Origin of the sequence: uncultured Phascolarctobacterium sp. (assembly GCF_934190775.1) — a bacterium.
Taxonomy (GTDB): Bacteria; Bacillota; Negativicutes; order Acidaminococcales; family Acidaminococcaceae; genus Phascolarctobacterium_A.
Genome location: NZ_CAKPTG010000017.1, coordinates 19,587 through 39,231 on the forward strand (window position 1 = coordinate 19,587; position 19,645 = coordinate 39,231).

Annotated in this window: 18 protein-coding genes and 1 tRNA gene; 4 read left to right on the forward strand and 15 right to left on the reverse strand. The window is 48.3% G+C overall.

Annotated elements, in window-relative coordinates; genetic code table 11:
• The first annotated feature begins 96 nt into the window (after window positions 1-96).
• Together Q0G26_RS09145 and Q0G26_RS09150 are read left to right on the forward strand one after the other, a co-directional pair.
• Window positions 97-759, forward strand: a complete 663-nt coding sequence (locus Q0G26_RS09145) for an HAD hydrolase-like protein (RefSeq protein WP_293830034.1) — start codon at window positions 97-99, stop codon at window positions 757-759.
• A gap of 32 nt (window positions 760-791) precedes the next feature.
• On the forward strand, window positions 792-1,484 hold the full coding sequence (locus tag Q0G26_RS09150) for a metallophosphoesterase (RefSeq protein WP_293830036.1): 693 nt from the start codon (window positions 792-794) through the stop codon (window positions 1,482-1,484).
• Between the two features lie 139 nt (window positions 1,485-1,623).
• Here Q0G26_RS09150 and Q0G26_RS09155 read toward each other — a convergent pair whose 3' ends face one another.
• The 10 genes from Q0G26_RS09155 to clpB form a co-directional block, all read right to left on the reverse strand.
• Complete coding sequence (locus tag Q0G26_RS09155; RefSeq protein ID WP_293830037.1) at window positions 1,624-2,877, reverse strand: ATP-binding protein; 1,254 nt, start codon at window positions 2,875-2,877, stop codon at window positions 1,624-1,626.
• A gap of 129 nt (window positions 2,878-3,006) precedes the next feature.
• A complete protein-coding gene (locus Q0G26_RS09160; RefSeq protein ID WP_293830039.1) occupies window positions 3,007-4,518 on the reverse strand; it encodes an IMP dehydrogenase in 1,512 nt (503 codons plus the stop codon).
• 123 nt (window positions 4,519-4,641) lie between these two features.
• Entirely contained in the window at window positions 4,642-5,919 is a 1,278-nt protein-coding gene (gene purD, locus Q0G26_RS09165) for a phosphoribosylamine--glycine ligase (RefSeq protein ID WP_293830040.1), read from the reverse strand.
• 2 nt (window positions 5,920-5,921) lie between these two features.
• Window positions 5,922-6,515, reverse strand: coding sequence for an mGS-like domain protein (locus Q0G26_RS09170; RefSeq protein ID WP_021720286.1), 594 nt, complete (start codon window positions 6,513-6,515; stop codon window positions 5,922-5,924).
• Entirely contained in the window at window positions 6,512-7,117 is a 606-nt protein-coding gene (purN, locus tag Q0G26_RS09175; protein ID WP_293830041.1) for a phosphoribosylglycinamide formyltransferase, read from the reverse strand. Before purN ends, Q0G26_RS09170 begins: the two co-directional genes overlap by 4 nt.
• Complete coding sequence (purM, locus tag Q0G26_RS09180) at window positions 7,110-8,171, reverse strand: phosphoribosylformylglycinamidine cyclo-ligase (RefSeq protein WP_293830042.1); 1,062 nt, start codon at window positions 8,169-8,171, stop codon at window positions 7,110-7,112. The genes purN and purM overlap by 8 nt, the downstream gene beginning before the upstream one ends.
• A gap of 14 nt (window positions 8,172-8,185) precedes the next feature.
• Window positions 8,186-9,631 (reverse strand): amidophosphoribosyltransferase, encoded by a 1,446-nt coding sequence (gene purF / locus Q0G26_RS09185; protein WP_210683808.1) that lies wholly within the window; start codon window positions 9,629-9,631, stop codon window positions 8,186-8,188.
• A gap of 125 nt (window positions 9,632-9,756) precedes the next feature.
• A complete protein-coding gene (purE, locus tag Q0G26_RS09190; RefSeq protein ID WP_293830044.1) occupies window positions 9,757-10,278 on the reverse strand; it encodes a 5-(carboxyamino)imidazole ribonucleotide mutase in 522 nt (173 codons plus the stop codon).
• Window positions 10,279-10,508: 230 nt separating this feature from the next.
• Complete coding sequence (locus Q0G26_RS09195) at window positions 10,509-10,838, reverse strand: hypothetical protein (RefSeq protein ID WP_293830046.1); 330 nt, start codon at window positions 10,836-10,838, stop codon at window positions 10,509-10,511.
• A gap of 176 nt (window positions 10,839-11,014) precedes the next feature.
• Window positions 11,015-13,555 (reverse strand): ATP-dependent chaperone ClpB, encoded by a 2,541-nt coding sequence (gene clpB, locus Q0G26_RS09200; protein ID WP_293830048.1) that lies wholly within the window; start codon window positions 13,553-13,555, stop codon window positions 11,015-11,017.
• 338 nt (window positions 13,556-13,893) lie between these two features.
• On the opposite strand from clpB, the gene Q0G26_RS09205 reads away from it, so the two are divergent.
• Window positions 13,894-14,256 (forward strand): CidA/LrgA family protein, encoded by a 363-nt coding sequence (locus Q0G26_RS09205; RefSeq protein ID WP_021720291.1) that lies wholly within the window; start codon window positions 13,894-13,896, stop codon window positions 14,254-14,256.
• Window positions 14,253-14,969 carry an LrgB family protein gene (locus Q0G26_RS09210; protein ID WP_293830050.1) on the forward strand — a complete coding sequence of 239 codons (717 nt, stop codon included), beginning with the start codon at window positions 14,253-14,255 and terminating at the stop codon, window positions 14,967-14,969. Before Q0G26_RS09205 ends, Q0G26_RS09210 begins: the two co-directional genes overlap by 4 nt.
• Before the next feature lie 65 nt (window positions 14,970-15,034).
• Here the strand turns inward: Q0G26_RS09210 and Q0G26_RS09215 are convergent, their stop codons facing one another.
• The 5 genes from Q0G26_RS09215 to Q0G26_RS09235 all read right to left on the reverse strand — a co-directional run bounded on the left by Q0G26_RS09215 (window position 15,035) and on the right by Q0G26_RS09235 (window position 19,622).
• On the reverse strand, window positions 15,035-15,295 hold the full coding sequence (locus Q0G26_RS09215; RefSeq protein WP_293830051.1) for a hypothetical protein: 261 nt from the start codon (window positions 15,293-15,295) through the stop codon (window positions 15,035-15,037).
• Window positions 15,296-15,436: 141 nt separating this feature from the next.
• Window positions 15,437-17,794, reverse strand: coding sequence for a homocysteine S-methyltransferase family protein (locus Q0G26_RS09220; protein WP_293830052.1), 2,358 nt, complete (start codon window positions 17,792-17,794; stop codon window positions 15,437-15,439).
• 16 nt (window positions 17,795-17,810) lie between these two features.
• Window positions 17,811-18,449, reverse strand: a complete 639-nt coding sequence (locus Q0G26_RS09225; RefSeq protein ID WP_009146053.1) for a vitamin B12 dependent-methionine synthase activation domain-containing protein — start codon at window positions 18,447-18,449, stop codon at window positions 17,811-17,813.
• Window positions 18,450-18,484: 35 nt separating this feature from the next.
• On the reverse strand, window positions 18,485-19,360 hold the full coding sequence (locus Q0G26_RS09230; protein WP_293830054.1) for a methylenetetrahydrofolate reductase: 876 nt from the start codon (window positions 19,358-19,360) through the stop codon (window positions 18,485-18,487).
• Window positions 19,361-19,531: 171 nt separating this feature from the next.
• Window positions 19,532-19,622 (reverse strand) — tRNA-Ser (locus Q0G26_RS09235).
• Between the last annotated feature and the right edge of the window lie 23 nt (window positions 19,623-19,645).

A 19,645-nucleotide genomic window follows, 5' to 3' on the forward strand; every position in this document is an offset into this window, starting at 1 on the left:
CTAATAACCATTATTGTATCACTAATTTGCTAAAGTGTGTTATAATCAGTTATACAAGTCCAAAAAAATTCTATTAAAGCGAATAAGGAGCAATAAATGTTTCAAAATTTACTTTTTGATTTAGACGGTACCCTGACAAATTCCGCCGAGGGTATCACAAAATGCGTACAATACGCATTGCGCGCTCAAAATATTGAGGAGCCTGATTTGAAAAAGCTGGAGGTTTTCATCGGCCCGCCCCTGCGCGACAGCTTTATCAAATACTACGGCATGACCAGAGAAGAGGCTGAGGCCGGTGTAGAAAAATATCGTGAACGCTATACCGATATCGGCATCTGGGAAAACAAGGTTTATCCCGGTATAATGGAGCTATTGGCTGACCTGCAGAAAGATGGCCGCCGCCTCGGCATGGCTACCGCCAAGCCGGAGGTTTTTGCGCTGAGAATTGCTGAACGATTTGGCTTCAATCCCTATCTTCAGGATGTAACAGGCTGCAGTCTTGACGGTAAAACAGACAAGAAAGCTTTGGTAGTTGCCGCTGCTTTGGAAAAATGGCAGCTCACTACGCCCGAAGCCAAGAAAAATGTAGCCCTGATTGGCGACCGCCGCGAGGACGTTCTCGCCGCTCACGCCAATGGTATCGCCTGCATCGGCGCAGGCTTCGGATTTGGCAGCTACGAAGAGCTGGCTGAGGTTGGCGCTGATTACTATGTTGCCGACGTTCCAGCCTTAGCACGCTTCCTGCTTGGCAAAGCTTAAAATCGAATTTAACACTTAAAGGTGATAATATTATGCATATTTACGCAATAGGCGACCTGCATTTATCAGGCGAACCGGCAAGCAAGCCCATGGAGATTTTCGGCGAGCATTGGCGCAATCATAAAGAAAAGATTGCCGTTAATTGGCAAAACACTGTAACTGCACAGGATACAGTCATTGTCTGCGGCGATATTTCCTGGGCCATGACTTTGGAAGAAGCAGCACAGGATTTAGACTGGCTGGCGCAGCTCCCCGGACGCAAGCTGCTGCTGCGCGGCAACCACGATTACTGGTGGAGCAGCCTGAGCAAAATGCAGCAGCGTTACGGCGCTCATTTTGAATTTCTGCAGAATGACTGCATTATGGTAGAGGATATTGCTGTCTGCGGCACTCGCGGATGGCTGCTGCCTTCGGCCGAAAGCTTCAGTGAAGCCGACAGAAAAATCTACAACCGCGAAGGAATCCGCCTGGAGCTTTCCCTGCAGCAGGCGCATAAAATGCAGGCGCAGCAGATAATTACGGCCTTTCACTATCCGCCGCTTTTCGCACGCACGGAGCATACCTACTTTACTAATCTTATGCTGCAGTACGGTGTGCAGCACTGTGTCTATGGACACATTCATGGTGAAAACCACATTCCCGTTTTCGAAGGATTGCGTGAAGGAATCAACTACAAGCTTGTTTCCTGCGATACGCAAGGCTTTCAGCTTTACAAGGTAATATAACAGCGAAACTTCGCTGAAAAACAGACAGGCTCCCCTGAACGAATCGTTCAGGGGAGCTTTTTGGTTTAAGCTACAATTTCATATGACTACTATTTTTACATATTTTTTCGTTTGAATTCCATATAGCATACAAATACATTTATATCAGCCATACAGGCACATACCAGTTCTTATCATCTAACGGCAACAGATTTTCATTCATACAAATCACGCTGCCCATCCCCACATTTACCTTCAAAGCAGCAATGCCCGGAAAGGCATCGTTCTTTTCCAAAGGAGCAAGCACAGAAAAATTCTTGATTGCGGCCTTCCCCGGAGATGCCGCTTTTTTTACTTCTATCGGGTAAACAGTATTGTTTTGATAAAGCAACAAGTCGATTTCCTTTTGTGTATTATCACGATAATAATAAATCGGCGGCTCCTTACCTGCATTCAGATAGCTTTTATAAATCTCAGAAAACACATAAGTCTCAAAAAAAGCTCCGGTCATTGCTCCAAGCTCCAATGTTTCCGCGCTCCCCCATTTTAGCAGATGCGCTGCAAGCCCAGTATCTAAAAAATGCATAAGCGGCATCTTCACTACACGTTTTAAAACATTATTAGCATAAGGCTGAACCAAAGCCACTATATGCGAAGATACTAAGATAGAAAGCCATTTTTTGGCAGTAGGCGCACTAATCCCAGCAGCTGCAGCCAGCTCTTCATAAATTACAGGCTTTGATGTATGCGCAGCCACAACTATCATAAAATTATAAAACTGCATCTCGTCTGCAACCTGAGTCAGATCTCTGATATCCCGCTGCAAATACGTATCTATATAGGATTTATAATATGTTTCTCTGTCAATTTCTGCATTATTGCATAACGCAGGCATAGAACCACGGAAAATGCGCTGGTAAATATCGTTTAACCCACGCGGCTTCACAGCATTATATCTTTGACATAATCTTTCCTTATCAGCAGTAAACGGCTCATTCGGATAATTATTCAGCTCTGCATCTGAAAGACCAAGCAGACTTAAAATTCCCACACGTCCTGCCAGACTTTCACTGGCATTCTGCATCAGGCGGAACACCTGAGAACCAGTAAGCCAATAGTCACCCATATGCCCGGAACTGTCAACAGACATTTTGATATACGGCAGAAGCTCTGTAGCATATTGAATTTCATCTATCAAAACAGGCGGAGTATAGCGTTGCATAAACAAGGCAGGATCAGTCTTAGCCAGATAACGTACATCAGGATCGTCCAGCGTCACATATTTTCTTTCAGGCTCCATAAGCTTCTTAAGCATAGTTGTTTTACCAACCTGGCGTGGGCCAGTGACTAGCACTACCGGAAAGGTGCGCGACGTTTTCAGTACAGTTTCTTCTAAAGCACGCTTTATGTACATATAGCTTTCCTCCTTAAAATGTTGTTTATTCTAAATTCTAATTTTATTATAAACAGCTTTTTTTCGTTTTGCAAGCTAAAAAACAAGCCCTCGAATTTCTTCGAGAGCTTGCCATTTACGTTTATTTAATTATTTAGGATAGTTGCTGTTGGAGTTTTCTTTCAGCATAACGTCGTGTGCGCCACCTTCAACCAGGCTGGTTGCGGAAACAAGAGTCAGTTTAGCCTTCTCCTGCAGCTCGCGGATGTTCAGAGCACCGCAGTTGCACATGGTGGAACGAACCTTAGCCAGAGTCAGGTTTACGTTATCCTTCAGGCTGCCTGCATACGGAACGTAAGAATCAACGCCTTCTTCAAAGGACAGCTTAGCTGCGCCGCCCATGTCATAGCGCTGCCAGTTACGTGCACGGCTGGAGCCTTCGCCCCAGTATTCCTTCATGTAGGTGCCGTTAACATTAACCTTGTTGGTCGGGCTTTCGTCGAAACGAGCGAAGTAACGTCCCAGCATCATGAAGTCAGCGCCCATAGCCAGAGCCAGAGTCATATGGTAGTCATAAACGATACCGCCGTCGGAGCATACCGGAATATATACGCCGGTTTCTTCGAAGTATTCGTCACGAGCCTTGCAAACATCAATCAGAGCAGTTGCCTGGCCACGGCCGATACCTTTTTGCTCACGGGTGATGCAGATAGAACCGCCGCCGATGCCAACTTTAATGAAGTCAGCGCCAGCGTCAGCCAGGAAGCGGAAGCCTTCAGCGTCAACTACGTTGCCTGCGCCAACCTTAACACTGTCACCGTAGTGCTCACGGATCCAGTCCAGGGTGATTTTTTGCCATGCGCTGTAGCCTTCGGAGGAGTCAATGCAGAGTACGTCAACGCCTGCATCAATCAATGCAGGAACACGCTCAGCGTAGTCACGGGTGTTGATACCTGCGCCAACGATGTGGCGTTTTTTGCTGTCCAGCAGCTCTAACGGATATTCCTTATGAGTTGCATAGTCTTTACGGAATACCATGTACAGCATACGGCCGTCATCATCAACGATAGGCAGAGTGTTGAGTTTTTTCTCCCAGATGATATCATTAGCCTGTTGCAGGGTGGTATCCTTCGGAGCATAAACCATTTTGTCAATCGGAGTCATGAAGTCACGAACCTTAACGTCTAGGGACATGCGGCTCGGACGATAGTCACGGCTGGTAACAATGCCTTCCAGCTTACCGTTTGCAGTACCATCGCTGGTAACTGCAACGGTGGAGTGACCGGTGCGTTCTTTCAGTGCCAGGATATCAGCCAGAGTGCTGTCCGGACGGATGTTGGAGTCGCTGCTTACAAAGCCTGCACGATAGCCTTTAACGCGAGCAACCATAGCAGCCTCGTCCTCTACGGATTGAGAACCATAGATGAAAGAAATGCCGCCCTCTTTGGAAAGAGCTACAGCCAGCTTTTCGCCGGAAACAGCCTGCATGATAGCAGAAACCATCGGGATGTTCATAGTAATTGCCGGTTCTTCACCTTTTTTGTATTTAACCAGCGGCGTACGCAGGTCTACATTGGCGGGGATACATTTTTCAGAGGAATAACCGGGAACTAACAGGTACTCACTAAATGTGTGAGCAGGTTCATCATAATAAAAAGCCATTCTTTCATCATCCTTTTCTTAATTATTTTTTGTTTACCACAGCCAAAGCATAATTACACTTCGTAACAGAATTACTGAGTAAATAATTGCTTTTCTGCAGTCCGAGTAGGTATTTTATCTATTTTACCTCTTTAAGGCTCTCCATGCAATATCTTTTCTGCAAAAAGCGCCATCAAAATTAATTTTTTCTACAGCAGCATAGGCACGGTCGCGTGCAGCCTTAATATTGGCGTCCACAGCAGTTACACCCAATACACGTCCGCCGTTGGTAAGAACCTTGGCGCCGTCAGCTTTGGTGCCTGCGTGGAATACAACAACATCTTTATCAGCAGCAGCGTCAGCCAGACCAGTGATTTCCAGTCCTTTAGCATAACTTTCGGGATAACCGCCGGAAGCCATTACTACGCATACAGCAGCCTTGTCGTACCAGCCGAAGTCTACCTGATCAAGAGTACCGGTAGCGCAGGCCAGCATAATCTCAGCCAGGTCACCGTCAAGCAAAGGCAGTACTACCTGAGTCTCAGGGTCACCGAAGCGGCAGTTGAATTCTACAACCTTCACGCTGTCACCCTTAATCATCAGGCCGGCATAGAGGCAGCCCTGATACGGCATGCCTTCTGCTGCCATAGCAGCGATAACTGGTTTCAGAATCAGCTCAGTTGCTTTTAAACGCAGCACGTCGGTCATAACGGGAGCGGGAGCATAAGTTCCCATACCACCGGTGTTAGGGCCTTCGTCACCGTCAAATACGCGCTTGTGGTCCTGAGAAGCAATCATCGGCACAATGGTTTTGCCGTCGGTAAATGCCAGGAGAGAAGCCTCCTCGCCTTCCATGTATTCTTCCAGAACGAGGCGTGCGCCTGCGTTGCCAAATTTATGATCAGCCATCATTTCGTCGATAGCATCAAGTGCTTCCTGCTTAGTCATTGCAACAACAACGCCCTTGCCTGCTGCAAGACCGTCAGCCTTAACTACGATAGGTGCGCCCTTTTCTTCAACATAAGCCTTGGCAGTTTCGATATCCTCGCAAATTTTGAAGAAAGCGGTAGGAATATTGTATTTTGCCATCAGCTCTTTGGAAAATGCCTTGGAGCCTTCCAGCTGCGCTGCAGCTTTGGAAGGACCGAATACCGGCAGACCGCGGCGCTTGCAAACATCTGCAAGACCTGCAACAAGCGGTGCTTCCGGACCTACAACGGTCAGGTCAATGCTCTTTTCCTCAGCGTAATCTGCTACGCCCTCCAGATTTTCAACATCCAGAGCAATGCATTCGCATTTAGGCAGCAGTGCCATGCCCGGGTTACCGGGAGCAGCATAAATTTTTTCAACCTTAGGGCTTTGCGCCAGCTTCCACGCTAAAGCGTGTTCGCGGCCGCCGCCACCGATTAATAAAATATTCATGGTTATTTCTCCAGTTGCTTCTTCAAATATTCGCTGATCATTGCATCGTATTCAGCAGTATGAGTGAAGGCTTCCAATGCCAGCTCCTTACGGGTGCGTGCATCAACGTCGCCTTCCTTGGCGAGCATTTCCATTAAGCCTTCGTAACGGCTCGGATAGGTTACGATAACAACGTCCTTGAAGTTTTTAGCGCTGGCACGAACCATTGCCGGACCGCCGATATCAATGTTTTCAATAGCCTCAGCCTCAGTTACGCCAGGTTTGGCAACAGTTTCACGGAAGGGATAAAGGTTAACTACAACCAGGTCAATCGGGGTGATGTCATGCTCAGCCAAAGCCTTCATATGCTCCGGATTGCTGCGTACAGCCAAAATTGCACCATGAATCTTCGGATTCAGAGTTTTTACACGGCCGTCCATGATTTCCGGGAAGCCGGTTACGTCACTTACATAGGTTACAGGAATGCCTGCTTCCTTAATAGCCTTCATGGTGCCGCCGGTAGAAATAATTTCTACACCGTTGTCACTCAGGAATTTTGCCAGCTCTACAATGCCGGTTTTATCACTAACGCTTAATAATGCTCTTTTAATTTTCATGCTTTAACCTTTACCTTTCTGCCTTCGATTGTCAGCTTTCCTTCTGCCCAAAGCTTTAAAGCCTCCGGCATTGCGATATGCTCCTGCACTAGAATGCGATCAGCCAAAGTATCCTCGGTATCGTCATCCATAACAGGAACAACCTTCTGCAGGATAATCGGGCCGCTGTCAGTGCCTGCATCGACAAAATGAACGGTGCAGCCGCTGAATTTTACGCCGTAGTCCACAGCCTGCTTCTGTCCGTGCAGACCGGGGAAGCTCGGGAGCAGCGCCGGATGAATATTAATAATCTTATGCTGCCATTTATTTACGAAATCAGCGCTCAGAATACGCATGAAGCCTGCGAGAACTACCAGCTCGCAGCCATCTGCTTCTAACGCAGCGTTGATTTTTGCTTCAAATTCTTCTTTGGAAGCGCAAGCCTTACGCTCTACGGCAACGGTTTTGATATCGGCCTTTTGCGCACGCTCCAAAGCAAAAGCATCAGGCTTATCACTGATTACAACCGCAATTTCCAGCGGCAGATAGCCATCAGCGATACGGTCCATAATCGCCTGCAGGTTGCTGCCGCGACCGCTTACAAGTACGCCGATTTTATGCACCGAAAACGCCGCCTTTCATAATCGTTTCTTTATGGCCGGGAACAACCTTGCCCAGCTCGTAGAAGGTTTCACCAGCCTCAGTCAGATGTGCGCGTACAGCGTCAGCCTCAGACGGGTCAACAACCAGTACCATGCCTACGCCCATGTTGAAGGTGCGGTACATTTCAGCCCAGGGCACATTGCCCCATTCCTGCAGCTTTTTGAAGACAACAGGAACTTCCCAAGCCTCGGCATTTACCTCAGCATCGCAGTCTTCAGGCAGAATGCGGGGGATATTATCATAGAAGCCGCCGCCGGTGATGTGCACCATACCGTGCAAATCAAAGTTTTCAATCAGCGGCAGACAGGTTTTCGGATACAGACGAGTCGGAGTCAGCAGCTTTTCGCCCAAGGTGCAGCCAAATTCCGGAATTTCAGTGTCCATAGTGTAACCCATAGCCTCAAAGCAGATTTTACGTACGAGGGAGAAGCCGTTGGAATGCACACCGCTGGAAGGCAGGCCCAAAAGCACGTCGCCGGCCTTAACCTTGTCACCGGTAATCATTTTGCTCTTGTCAACTACGCCAACGCAGAAGCCTGCGATGTCATATTCGCCTTTAGAATAGAAGCCGGCCATTTCTGCAGTTTCGCCGCCGATAAGAGCGCAGCCGCTTTCCTTGCAGGCATTGGCAACACCCTTAACGATGTTGGCAACCTTTTGGGAATCAACCTTATCTACTGCAATGTAATCCAGGAAGAACAAGGGCTCTGCGCCTTGTACCAAGATATCGTTAACGCACATTGCTACAGCGTCCTGGCCGATGGTATCATGCTTATCAGCCATGAAAGCCAGCTTCAGCTTAGTGCCTACGCCGTCAGTACCGCTGACGAGCACAGGCTCCTTGTATTTGCCGCTGTTTAAAGCAAACAGGCCGCCGAAGCCGCCCAGGTCGCCGATAACCTCAGGTCTGTAGGTAGCACGTACGCTATCCTTCATTAATTCTACTGCTTTATTACCAGCATCAATATCTACACCGGCATCAGCATAAGTAAGTTGTTTCTTTTCCTCGCTCATGAGCCTTCCTCCTGTTATTCAATAATGCTTTCAGGTTCTGCTTTGATTACGCTATCTGCGTTATCGGGGTATTTAGCGCTGAAGCAAGCACAGCACAAACCATCGGGATCAATTTTATCAATAGCACGTTTCATGCCATCCATGGAAATATAATGCAGGCTGTCTGCCCCAATATAACGGCAGATTTCATTTTCCGTGCAACGTGCCGCAATCAGCTCCTTGCGCTCGGAGGTATCAATACCATAGTAGCAGCTGTCTGTTACCGGAGGAGAAGAAATGCAGACATGCACTTCACGTGCGCCTGCCTCCTTCAGCAGCTTAACGATCTTGCCGCTGGTAGTGCCACGAACGATGGAGTCATCGACCATAACAACAGATTTGCCTTCTACAACGCTGCGTACCGGGTTCAGCTTCAGACGTACGGCATTAGCACGTTGCTTTTGCGTCGGCTGAATAAAAGTACGGCCTACATAACGGTTTTTTGTAAGACCTTCCAGGAAGGGAACACCGGCCTCCATAGCATAGCCGATTGCCGCCGGAGTGCCGCTGTCAGGAACGGAAATAACGATATCCGGATGAATATCAGGAGTTTCCTTAGCCAGCTCGCGTCCCATCTGGATACGTGCATCATATACAGATTGGTTGTCGATGATACTGTCATTACGAGCAAAGTAAACATATTCAAAAATGCAGTGCGCAGGCTTTGCCGGTTTGTTTTCAGCCCACATCATGCTGCGCGGTTCAGAGTTATCGCTGTCGATAATAATCATTTCGCCGGGCTTAACATCGCGTACCAGCTCTGCACCAACCAAGTCAAAAGCACAGGATTCGGAAGCAACGCACCAGCCGTTTTCCATCTTACCGAGTACCAGAGGACGGAAGCCGTAGGGGTCGCGTACAGCGATGATTTTATTATCAGTCAACAGCAGAATAGCAAAAGCGCCCTTAATTTGGTTAACAGCCTCTGCTACACGCTCTTCAATAGTCGGACGTGCACTGTAGGCAATCAAGGTCAATACAACCTCACTGTCAACAGTAGTATTAAATACTGCGCCTTCCTTAGCCAGGTTAGCACGCAGCTGACCGGCATTAGTCAGGTTACCGTTGTGGCTCAGTGCCAGGTTACCGCCGTCAAAATAAACCTTCAGCGGCTGAATATTATACGGCATGCTGGCACCGGTGGTGGAATAACGTACGTGGCCGATAGCAGCATAACCCTGCAAATCAGCAACGCCATCCTTGAAGACATCGGCAACCAGGCCCATGCCTTTTTTAATTTTCATACGCTCGCCATCAGTAACAACAATACCGGTACTTTCCTGGCCACGATGCTGCAGCGCATACAGTCCCCAATAGGTGTTGAGTGCTACATCCTCATTATGGCTGAAGATACCAAAGACGCCGCACTCCTCATGCAGCTTGTCCTCGCTAAAATTTTGCTCCTCGAAAATCTGCTCCACAATTTTTCTCCTTAATTTTAGTTTTTAGTTATCAATTGTCAGTTATTAGTTATTAGTTATTAGTTATTAGTTATTAGTTATTAGTGATCAGTGGTCAGTTTCTATCCACTACCCACTATCCACTATTACAGGTGTAAATCCTTGAACTCCTGCGCAGGAACGCCACGCATAGAAGCCAGTTTTTCACCCTTAGCTCTTACTTCTTCACGCATTGTTGCACGATGCTCTGCCAGTTTTTCTACCAGCTCCGGATATTTTACGGAAAGAATCTGAATGGCGAACAAAGCAGCATTCTTGGAACCATTAATGGCCATCGTAGCAACAGGTACACCGGAAGGCATCTGTACAAAGCTCAGCAGTGCGTCCATACCAGCCAACGGTGTTGCATTAATAGGAATACCGATGACAGGAACGGTAGTAAAGGCAGCGATGAAACCACCCAGATGAGCAGCTGCGCCGGCTGCGGCAATAATTACCTCTACGCCACGGTCACGGGCACCCTTAGCAAAGTTCTGTACTACATCCGGAGTACGGTGAGCAGAAGCAACAACTACTTCAGTTTCAACGCCAAACTCCTTCAGAGTTTTTTCTGCAGCCTCAAGTATAGGCCAGTCAGAATTACTACCCATGATAATTGCAACTTTCATTGAAATCTACCTCCCAAAAATTACTTGTAGAAACAACAAAACCCAAGCAGAAAGCTGTTCAGTTTCGAAATCCTGTGCAAAATCTAACCCGGGTTCTCAATCACTTAAATAATTCACTTTAATTATACCAATCCAACGCGTAAACGTCAAATAAACTGTGAACTTTTTAACAGTTTTTTAGAAAATCGTTCGGAAAAAGTTTGAGCAAAGAAAAAAGCACCTGTCAGACATCAGACAGATGCTAAAAACTCATACGCCAAAGTGCTTATTCCATTGTTCAATGATTCTCTTTTTGTTCTGAGATACGAAAATTCGCGTGCCATCTCCCAAATCAAGGCTGCATTATCAGCAGCAAAATCTTTCAAATCTTCTATTTCAGCCTCGCTGTATCCCTCAAAAGAAGCTGTATCTAAGTCAGGCAAGGAAATCTGCAAATAGTCAAAGCCAGTATCTACAGGACGTTCAAAATAAACATCAATATGCTCACCATTCTTGTCCTTGCGTACATCATTAAAAGTAACAAGTGTTCCATCAGCGAATTCTACATATGTATATTTCATTTTGCTCACCTCTTTTTATAAACATAATGCATTGGCAACTCAATAACTGAACATCTCTTTTAATTGTATCATTTCCCCACCTGCCACGCAATAAAAAGCCTATTTATATATTTTAGAAAAAGCACCCTCCGCCACCGCATTCACGGCAGCAGAGGGCGCTTAAACCCCAAGCTGTTTTATTTTACGACAACGTCAATTGCCTCGTTTACCAATACAACCTCAACCTTATCGCCATTTTTAATTTCGCCTGCAACAATCTTCTTGCCCAGGATGTTTTCTACAGTGTGGACAATCAGACGTTTCAACGGACGAGCACCGAAGGCAGGATCAAAGCCGGCCTTTGCCAGGAAAGCAACAGCCTCGTCAGTATAAGTCAGCGTCAGCTCCAGCTGCTTGTTCAGACGGTCGCCCAGCTCATGCAGTACCAGTTTAACGATTTCCTTAATTTGTTCTGCCTGCAGCGGTTTGAAGACAACAATGTCATCAACACGGTTCAGGAATTCCGGACGGAAGAAGTTCATCAGCATCTGCTGAATCTTTTCTCTGTCCATAGAGCCCTGTGCCTTCATAATCTCGTTGCTGCCAAGGTTACTGGTCATGATAATCAAGGTATTCTTGAAGTCAACGATACGGCCTTTACCATCGGTCAGACGGCCATCGTCCAGAACCTGCAGCAATACGTTAAAGACATCTGCATGTGCCTTTTCGATTTCGTCCAACAGGATTACGCTGTACGGATGACGGCGTACAGCCTCGGTCAGCTGACCGCCTTCATCATAGCCGACGTATCCCGGAGGCGCACCGATCAGACGAGATACGGTATGCTTCTCCATGTATTCGCTCATATCGATACGTACCATGTTGCGTTCATCATCAAAAAGTACCTCTGCCAAGGTCTTAGCCAGCTCGGTTTTGCCGACACCGGTAGGACCAAGGAAGATAAAGGAGCCAATCGGACGATTAGGATCCTTGATACCAGCACGCGCACGGATAACAGCTTCGCTGACAGCCTTGACTGCCTCATCCTGACCAATAACATGCTCGTGCAGGATTTCCTCCAGGTGAACCAGCTTAGCACGTTCACCGGTGCCTAAGCGGGCAACAGGAATGCCGGTCCAGGTGCTGACAACTTTGGCAATATCCTCTTCGTCAACCTCTTCCTTGAGCATAACATTGTCATTGCCGTTTTCATCCTTCTTGGACAAAGCAGCCAATTCCTTCTGCAGCTCAGGCAAACGGCCGTATTTCAATTCAGCCATTTTATTCAGGTCATAGTCGCGCTCAGCCTGCTCCATCTGGTTTTTCACAGCATCAATTTCCTTCTTTACCTCACGTACGCGGGCAATAGAAGCCTTTTCTGCATCCCAGCGTTTAACAAGCTCGTCATTGTCCTTACGCAGCTTTGCCAGCTCCTCGTTCAGCTTAGCCAAACGATCCTTGGACTGAGCATCCTCCTCTTTGCCCAAAGCCTGAGCTTCAATTTCCAGCTGCAGGATACGACGTTTGCTTTCATCCAGCTCAGTCGGCAGCGAATCAATTTCGGTACGCAGACGGGCAGCAGCCTCATCTACCAGGTCAATAGCCTTATCAGGTAAGAAACGGTCATTGATATAACGGTTAGAAAGCACAGCAGCAGCCACCAGAGCAGCGTCTTTAATGCGCACGCCATGATGTACCTCATAGCGTTCACGCAGGCCACGCAGGATGGAAATTGTATCTTCAACGCTCGGCTCCTTAACCATTACCGGCTGGAAACGACGCTCCAGCGCACTGTCCTTTTCAATATACTTACGGTATTCGTTCAGCGTAGTTGCACCGATGCAGCGCAGCTCGCCACGTGCCAGCATCGGCTTCAGGATGTTGCCTGCATCCATAGCGCCTTCGGCAGCACCGGCACCGACAACAGTATGCAGCTCATCAATAAACATGATAATCTGACCGGCACTTTCGCTGACAGCCTTCAATACCTTTTTCAGACGCTCTTCGAATTCACCACGGTATTTGGCACCGGCAACCAAAGCTGCCAGATCCAGAGCATACAGGGTTTTATTCTTCAGGCTTTCCGGTACATCGCCGGCAATAATACGTCTTGCCAGACCTTCAACGATGGCAGTTTTACCAACGCCAGGCTCACCGATAAGCACCGGGTTATTTTTCTTACGACGCGAAAGGATTTCAATCGTACGACGGATTTCCTCATCACGGCCGATTACCGGGTCCAGCTTGCCTTCTTTGGCTTTAGCTGTCAAATCCTGGCCGTATTTTTCCAGCGTCTTTTTAGTTTCATCATTTGCTTCGCTGTTTTGATACTGCATAAATGCCGCCTCAACTTTTTTCTTATCTATACCATATTTACGGAAGAGCGATACAACATCGCTGTCACCGTCACTGGCCATAGCCGCAACCAGCTGGCCGATACCGATTTCTTCCTTACCTTGTCCCAGAATAGCCATTACTCTGGCAAAGCCGGTACCCATCATCAGCTGACGGTCCTGACCTTTGACTCCGGGGATTTTTTGTACTAAAGCCTTAGCATCCTTGCTGAAAGCATTTTCATCAATGTGCAGGCTCTGCAGCAAATATTTAAAGAAGCCGTCGCTGCCGCACAATGCTGCCAGAACATGTGCCGTTGTCAGCTCCTGGTGATAGTTCATAACTGCCTGCTGCTGAGCAGCCTCCAATATAGCCTTTACCTCTTCACTGTAGCGTTCATTCATCACGCTGCACCTCCTTCTATCAGGTTCAATAGCGGTCAATAACCGAATGGAGTTGACTCTTTTCCATTTCCGGACCACTATTCACTTTCTAATTGCTATTATATCAGTAAAAGTCAAAAAGTCAAATGATTTTCTGTGTTAATTCAGTGAAAAATTACCATCATTTTGTTGACATATTGTTAGCTTTGTGGCAATATTAATAGCATGTCGTTCTGTCGGCCAAGTACCCTTAACCCCAAAGACCATCGGCTAACCCCGGCCGTTTTGACCTTTATGCGTACTTCCACCAACAGGTCTATAATTATATTATTTGTCATGTTTTATGAGGAGGAAACAAAATGTCACCCACCAGCTTATTGCGCGGTATTGCCTTTTTGCTGCTTTTGCAATGGGTATCCACGCTCATCATCAACGCCCTCGGCGTACCCTTTCCGCCCGCTCTTTTGGGAATGCTGATTTTAACGGCACTTCTCTGCGGCAACGTTATTCCGGCAAGCTCCATCGAGGGCATCTGCGATATCCTGATTTCCAAAATGGGCATGCTGTTTTTACCGGCAGGCGTCAGCGTTATATTATATGTAGATGTTATCAAAGCTGAGCTGCTGCCCATTACCGTTACCATTATCGTCTGCAGCATTGTTGTTTTGGCTGTCACAGCCTTCTTTATCGAAGCAATGCTTAAAGGAAAGGAGAGTCAATGATGCTTTTTCCTGACGTTTTACTCAATTCACCGCTCTTCGGCATCGGTCTGACGGTTATTCTGTACGCTATCAGCGAAATCATCATCGACCGCTTCAGTCTGAATATTATTCCGCCCTTCGTTATTGCCTGCCCTCTGGTCATCGCCGTCATCGTTCTGGCGCCAGGCGTAGAGTACAAGCAGTACGAAGCAGGTGCGGAATTCATTAACTTTCTTTTAGGACCGGCAACTATCGCTCTGGCCCTGCCTTTGTACAAGAACCGTGAAATCATCATGGCTAAGGCCGGTGCTATTGTCGGCGGCGTTACACTGGCAACGCTTTCGGCTATCATAGTGGTTTACTTCTGCGGCAAGGCAATGGGTACCAGCGAGCAGGTTCTGCTTTCGCTCATCCCCAAATCCATTACCACGCCAATCGCCATTGACGTTTCCAAAACCATCGGCGGCATTCCGGCATTGACTACAGCTGCTGTTATCTTCACCGGCATGCTGGGTTCAACCTTTAATCACAAGCTGCTGCGTCTAATGGGAATCAAAAACCATTTGGCTGCCGGTCTCGCTATCGGCGCCTCCAGCCACGGCCTCGGCACCAGCGTCTGCGCCAATGTCAGCCCCGTGCAGCTGGCCATCGGCGGTGTAGCGATTGCCCTTACCGGCATCAGCACCTCTATATTGGCACCGCTTTTATTGCCGATTTTAAAAAGCATCTTGTAAGCAGATAAAGCAAAAGCCCAAATTCTCACATACATTTCATGTGGGAATTCGGGCTTTTTTTGTTTTTAGAGATGCGGAATAATCCCGCGCAGCTCGGAAAAGATTACTGCTGCCTTATCCGCAGGATACACGCTGCACGGCAGCTGCCGCAGATCCTCCGTACGCCAGCCTTTATTTTCTTCTGACAGCTTGACCAGCGCTTCTTCCAAATCATGCGCTAGCACAACAGCAATCGCATCGAGATAAAATTCGCTGTTGACGCAGGGCTCATCAATCATACTGTGGCTGTGATATGTTTTGTTGTGTCGCCAAACGTAAATATTCATGCAGTATCCCTCCGTTCATGGTGATATTTGTTTAATTCTTGGGAGGGAGCGGTTTTTCCTGCTTAAAGGTCCAAAAAGTCGAAACTCCGTAAAAAAGGACTACCACGCTAAGCATGATAGTCCTTAAATCACCTATATAATTTATTTGCCTAAGATCTCGTTGACGTAATTTACCGCACTGACAGCGTTCGGCGCATAATGCTCAGCACCGATAGTATCAGCGTATTCCTGCGTGAGCACTGCACCGCCGACAACAACCTGACAGTCACATTCATTATGCAACGCAGCAATAGTTTCTTCCATTGCGCCTACGGTTGTGGTCATCAATGCAGATAAGCCGACAACCTTGGCATCTGTTTTCTTGGCTGCCTCTACAACTGCTTCCACAGGCACATCCTTGCCCAAGTCAAGCACGCGATAGCCGTAGTTTTCCAGCAGCACCTTAACAATGTTTTTGCCGATATCGTGGATATCGCCATGGACAGTAGCGATAATCACTGTTTCTCCCTGCGTTTCGCCCACGCCGACAGCCTCACGGATAACCTCAAAGGCTGCCTTCGCCGCATCCGCGCTCATCAGCAGCTGCGGCAGGAAGAGAGTTTTCTTTTCAAAGCCATGACCGACAAAATCAAGCGCCGGAATCATATACTTGTTGATGATATCCAAAGGCTTTTCGCTTTCCAGAGCCTTGGCTGCTGCCTGACGCGCAGGTCCCTGCAGTCCTTTGACAATGGCATCGTAAAGTCCCATTTCGCTTACTGTTGTTGCCGCAGCCTTCGGCGCATCAGCATAATGCTGCACGTATTCCTTGCAGCCCTCGTCATAGCCTGCCAGTGCACGATAACCGTAATAAGCATCCATCATCGGCTTGCTCTGCGGATTGATGATGCCGCAGGAAAGACCTGCTGCCATCGCCATGCTGAAGAAGGTGCTGTTGACAGCATCACGTCCGGGCAGACCGAAGGAAATATTGGAAACACCCATAACGGTGTTAATACCACGCGCCTTCATTGTGCGGATAACCTCACAGGCAATCGCCGCGTTATCGGCACCGGTGGAAATAGTCAGTGCCAGCGGGTCTACAACTATATTGCGGCTTTCAATACCGTATTCGGCGGCACGGGCGATAATTTTTTCGGCCACGGCAATACGTCCTGCTGCTGTAGCGGGAATACCGCTGTCATCAAGGCACAGTGCAACCAGCACAGCGCCGTATTTTTTAGCCAGCGGCAGTACATGCTGCAGGCTGTCCTCCTTGCCGTTGACGGAATTAAGCATCGGCTTGCCGTTATAGAGGCGCAACGCTCTTTCCATTGCTTCGTAATTAGATGTATCAATCTGCAGCGGCGTATCGGTAATTGCCTGCAGCGCCGGCACAGCCTTCGCAGCCATTGCCGCTTCGTCAATGCCCGGCGTACCAACGTTAACGTCCAGAATCTGCGCACCTACGCCAATCTGCTCCAGACCGAGGCGGCACACATAATCAAGGTCGCTGTTGACCAATGCTTCCTTCAAACGCTTTTTGCCGGTAGGATTGATGCGTTCGCCGATAATTATAGGACCTTCGCCCAAGTGCACGGCCTTACCGTAGGAGGATACCGCAGTCAGACGGCAATCACGCGTACCACCCGGCTGCAAAGTTTTGCATTTGGCAATCATCTGCGCAATATGCTCCGGCGTTGTACCGCAGCAGCCGCCGACGATGCTTGCGCCCTTGCCTGCGAGCTCGTACATCAGCTCTGCATATTCCTCGGGGCCGACATCAAAGCAGGTTTTGCCGTCACGCTGTACCGGCAGTCCGGCATTCGGATTGATAATCAGCGGCAGGCTGGTTGCTGCCAGCATCTGCGGGAACAGCTTACCCACCTGCACCGGTCCCAGACCGCAGTTAAAGCCGATGGCATCTACGCCCAGACCTTCGCACATCAAAGCGGCAGCCTCAACCGTGGCACCGGTCAACAGCTTGCCATCCTCGTCAAAGGTCATGGTTACGCAAATCGGCAAATCACAGTTTTCCTTAGATGCCAAAACCGCAGCCTTAATTTCATAGGTGTCGCTCATCGTTTCGATAAGAATCAGATCCGCACCGGCAGCAGCACCATAACGCACCATTTCGCCGTAGGCTTCTACTGCCTTTTCAAAAGGCAAATCGCCATAAGGAGCCAACAGCTTGCCTGTCGGTCCCAAATTCAGCGCAACAAATTTATTTTCCCTGCCACTGCAGGCCTTCTTGGCAATCGCCACAGCCGCTTCGATGGTTTCCTTGCAATCCAGGCCGGAGCCTGCCAGCTTCAACGGATTAGCACCGAAGGTATTGGATTTTACGATATTGGAGCCTACATCAAGATAACTGCGATGTACAGCCTCTACAATATCGGGGTGTGTAAAATTCCAGCTTTCGGGCAGTTCACCCGGCTGCAGGCCGCGTGCCTGCAGCTGTGTGCCGGTGGCACCATCAAAGAACAGCATTTGCTTTCCTAACAATTCCTTAAAATTCATAAATTAAATCTTCTCCTCAAACTTTCTTAATATCAGTATCTCTGTAAGGACAGTTTATATTACTGCAGGTCATACATTTATTCTGCACGCAGGCAGCATCTTCCGATAAGCCGATGATTGCCGTCACCGACTTCGACGGAGCCATCATCAGTCCGTCCGTCAGCGTCAGGCCGATGCGTTTAGCACAGTTCAGCACTGCGAACAGCTGACGCTGCTCCTCTAGCGGCCAATCACCATAACCCGGCGAAAAACGCGGACGCTGCAGCAGACCGCCGGTTTCAGCCTGCGCCTGCACCTCATCGCAATAGCTTTCAATCAGCGCCGCTGCCACGGCCTGAGCCGCCGCGCCTTCAGCAACGCTGATAAGTGCGAGGCGGCGGATGGCTGCGTCCACCCTGCTTCCGAGCGTTGCGCCCATCAGCAGCACCGTGTTGCATCCCTTTAAATGACGCGCCAGCGCACGCGAATGAAAGCGCACGCCGCAGTCCAGCGTTACGCCTGCCTCATCTGCCGTTATCGCATGCTTTTGCAGGATATAACGCGCCTGCACCTCATTGCGCAGCTTCAGATAAACCGTATCCACTAAAATTTCTGCTGCCTTATCTCCTGGCTTGGCCCGCAGATAGCGCAGCGCTTCCTTTTGCTTAAATTCCATAACAACAACCTTAAATTCTGCGCCCTAGCGCAGGACTATTTATCTACAATCTCTCCGAGATTATTCATAATACCGGCAAAAATTTCCGGCTTATTCATCGTATAGATATGTACATTGTCAAAACCGTTGGCAATCAAATCAATAATCTGACCGGTAGCATAAGCGATACCTGCCTGCTTCAGTGCTTCCGGCTTATCGGCAAATTTTTCTACCATCGCACGGAACTGCGGCGGCAGCTTAGTACCGCTCAGCTGACAGATACGGATAATCTGCTTGGCATTCGTCACCGGCATAATGCCCGGCACCACCGGCACATTGATGCCCGCACGCAGCAAGCGGAACATATAGTTGTACAAAATCGTATTATCAAAAAACATCTGCGTCACTAAAAAGTCAACGCCGGCATCCACCTTATACTTGGTGTTTTCTATATCATTTTCCAGCGAGCCGGATTCGGGATGGCCTTCGGGATAAGCAGCGCCGCCGACGCAGAAATCGCCCTGCTGCTTCACAAAACGCATCAGCTCACTGGCATGGGCAAAGCTGCCGATTTCCTCACCCTGCATATCTGCCGGTATATCGCCGCGCAGTGCCAGAATATTTTTTACGCCAAAGCCCTGCAGCTGTCCAAGTACCTCTGCCAGCTTTGCTTCATCAGCCTTTACACAAGTCAGATGAGCCAGAGCCGGCATGCCGTTATCCTCTACTTTTTTGGCCAGTGCTGCCGAATAGCCTACCGTGCTGCCGCCTGCGCCATAGGTGACGCTCATATAGGACGGCTTGCTGGCTGCAATTTTGTTGACAATCTCCAGACTGTTTTGCAGCTCTGCGCCCTGCTTAGGCGGAAACAGCTCGCATGACAGATGAATTTTACCGTTTTTTAAGATATCAATTATTTTTTCCGATGTCATAATTATCCCCCAAAATCAAAAGCATTCGTATGACATTTTAACAGTTAGCGACATCTTTGGCAAACAAAAAGCAGAAAAAATTAACTGTCAGGCGATAAAACCTACCAAAATGATAAATATGTTACACACTAAAAATCCCGCAACCAAATAAGCTGCGGGAAGGAAATTCGTTGGCGGAGACGGTGGGATTCGAACCCACGTGCCGCGCAAACGGCAAACTGATTTCGAGTCAGCCGCGTTATGACCACTTCGCTACGTCTCCATTATTCTGTTGTCACGAATATA

Coding starts and splice junctions, on each gene's coding strand:
- Q0G26_RS09145 (WP_293830034.1), top strand. CDS start 97: ATGTTTCAAAATTTACTTTTTGATTTAGACGGTACCCTGACAAATTCC.
- Q0G26_RS09150 (WP_293830036.1), top strand. CDS start 792: ATGCATATTTACGCAATAGGCGACCTGCATTTATCAGGCGAACCGGCA.
- Q0G26_RS09155 (WP_293830037.1), bottom strand. CDS start 2,877: ATGTACATAAAGCGTGCTTTAGAAGAAACTGTACTGAAAACGTCGCGC.
- Q0G26_RS09160 (WP_293830039.1), bottom strand. CDS start 4,518: ATGGCTTTTTATTATGATGAACCTGCTCACACATTTAGTGAGTACCTG.
- purD (WP_293830040.1), bottom strand. CDS start 5,919: ATGAATATTTTATTAATCGGTGGCGGCGGCCGCGAACACGCTTTAGCG.
- Q0G26_RS09170 (WP_021720286.1), bottom strand. CDS start 6,515: ATGAAAATTAAAAGAGCATTATTAAGCGTTAGTGATAAAACCGGCATT.
- purM (WP_293830042.1), bottom strand. CDS start 8,171: ATGAGCGAGGAAAAGAAACAACTTACTTATGCTGATGCCGGTGTAGAT.
- purE (WP_293830044.1), bottom strand. CDS start 10,278: ATGAAAGTTGCAATTATCATGGGTAGTAATTCTGACTGGCCTATACTT.
- Q0G26_RS09195 (WP_293830046.1), bottom strand. CDS start 10,838: ATGAAATATACATATGTAGAATTCGCTGATGGAACACTTGTTACTTTT.
- clpB (WP_293830048.1), bottom strand. CDS start 13,555: ATGAATGAACGCTACAGTGAAGAGGTAAAGGCTATATTGGAGGCTGCT.
- Q0G26_RS09205 (WP_021720291.1), top strand. CDS start 13,894: ATGTCACCCACCAGCTTATTGCGCGGTATTGCCTTTTTGCTGCTTTTG.
- Q0G26_RS09210 (WP_293830050.1), top strand. CDS start 14,253: ATGATGCTTTTTCCTGACGTTTTACTCAATTCACCGCTCTTCGGCATC.
- Q0G26_RS09215 (WP_293830051.1), bottom strand. CDS start 15,295: ATGAATATTTACGTTTGGCGACACAACAAAACATATCACAGCCACAGT.
- Q0G26_RS09220 (WP_293830052.1), bottom strand. CDS start 17,794: ATGAATTTTAAGGAATTGTTAGGAAAGCAAATGCTGTTCTTTGATGGT.
- Q0G26_RS09225 (WP_009146053.1), bottom strand. CDS start 18,449: ATGGAATTTAAGCAAAAGGAAGCGCTGCGCTATCTGCGGGCCAAGCCA.
- Q0G26_RS09230 (WP_293830054.1), bottom strand. CDS start 19,360: ATGACATCGGAAAAAATAATTGATATCTTAAAAAACGGTAAAATTCAT.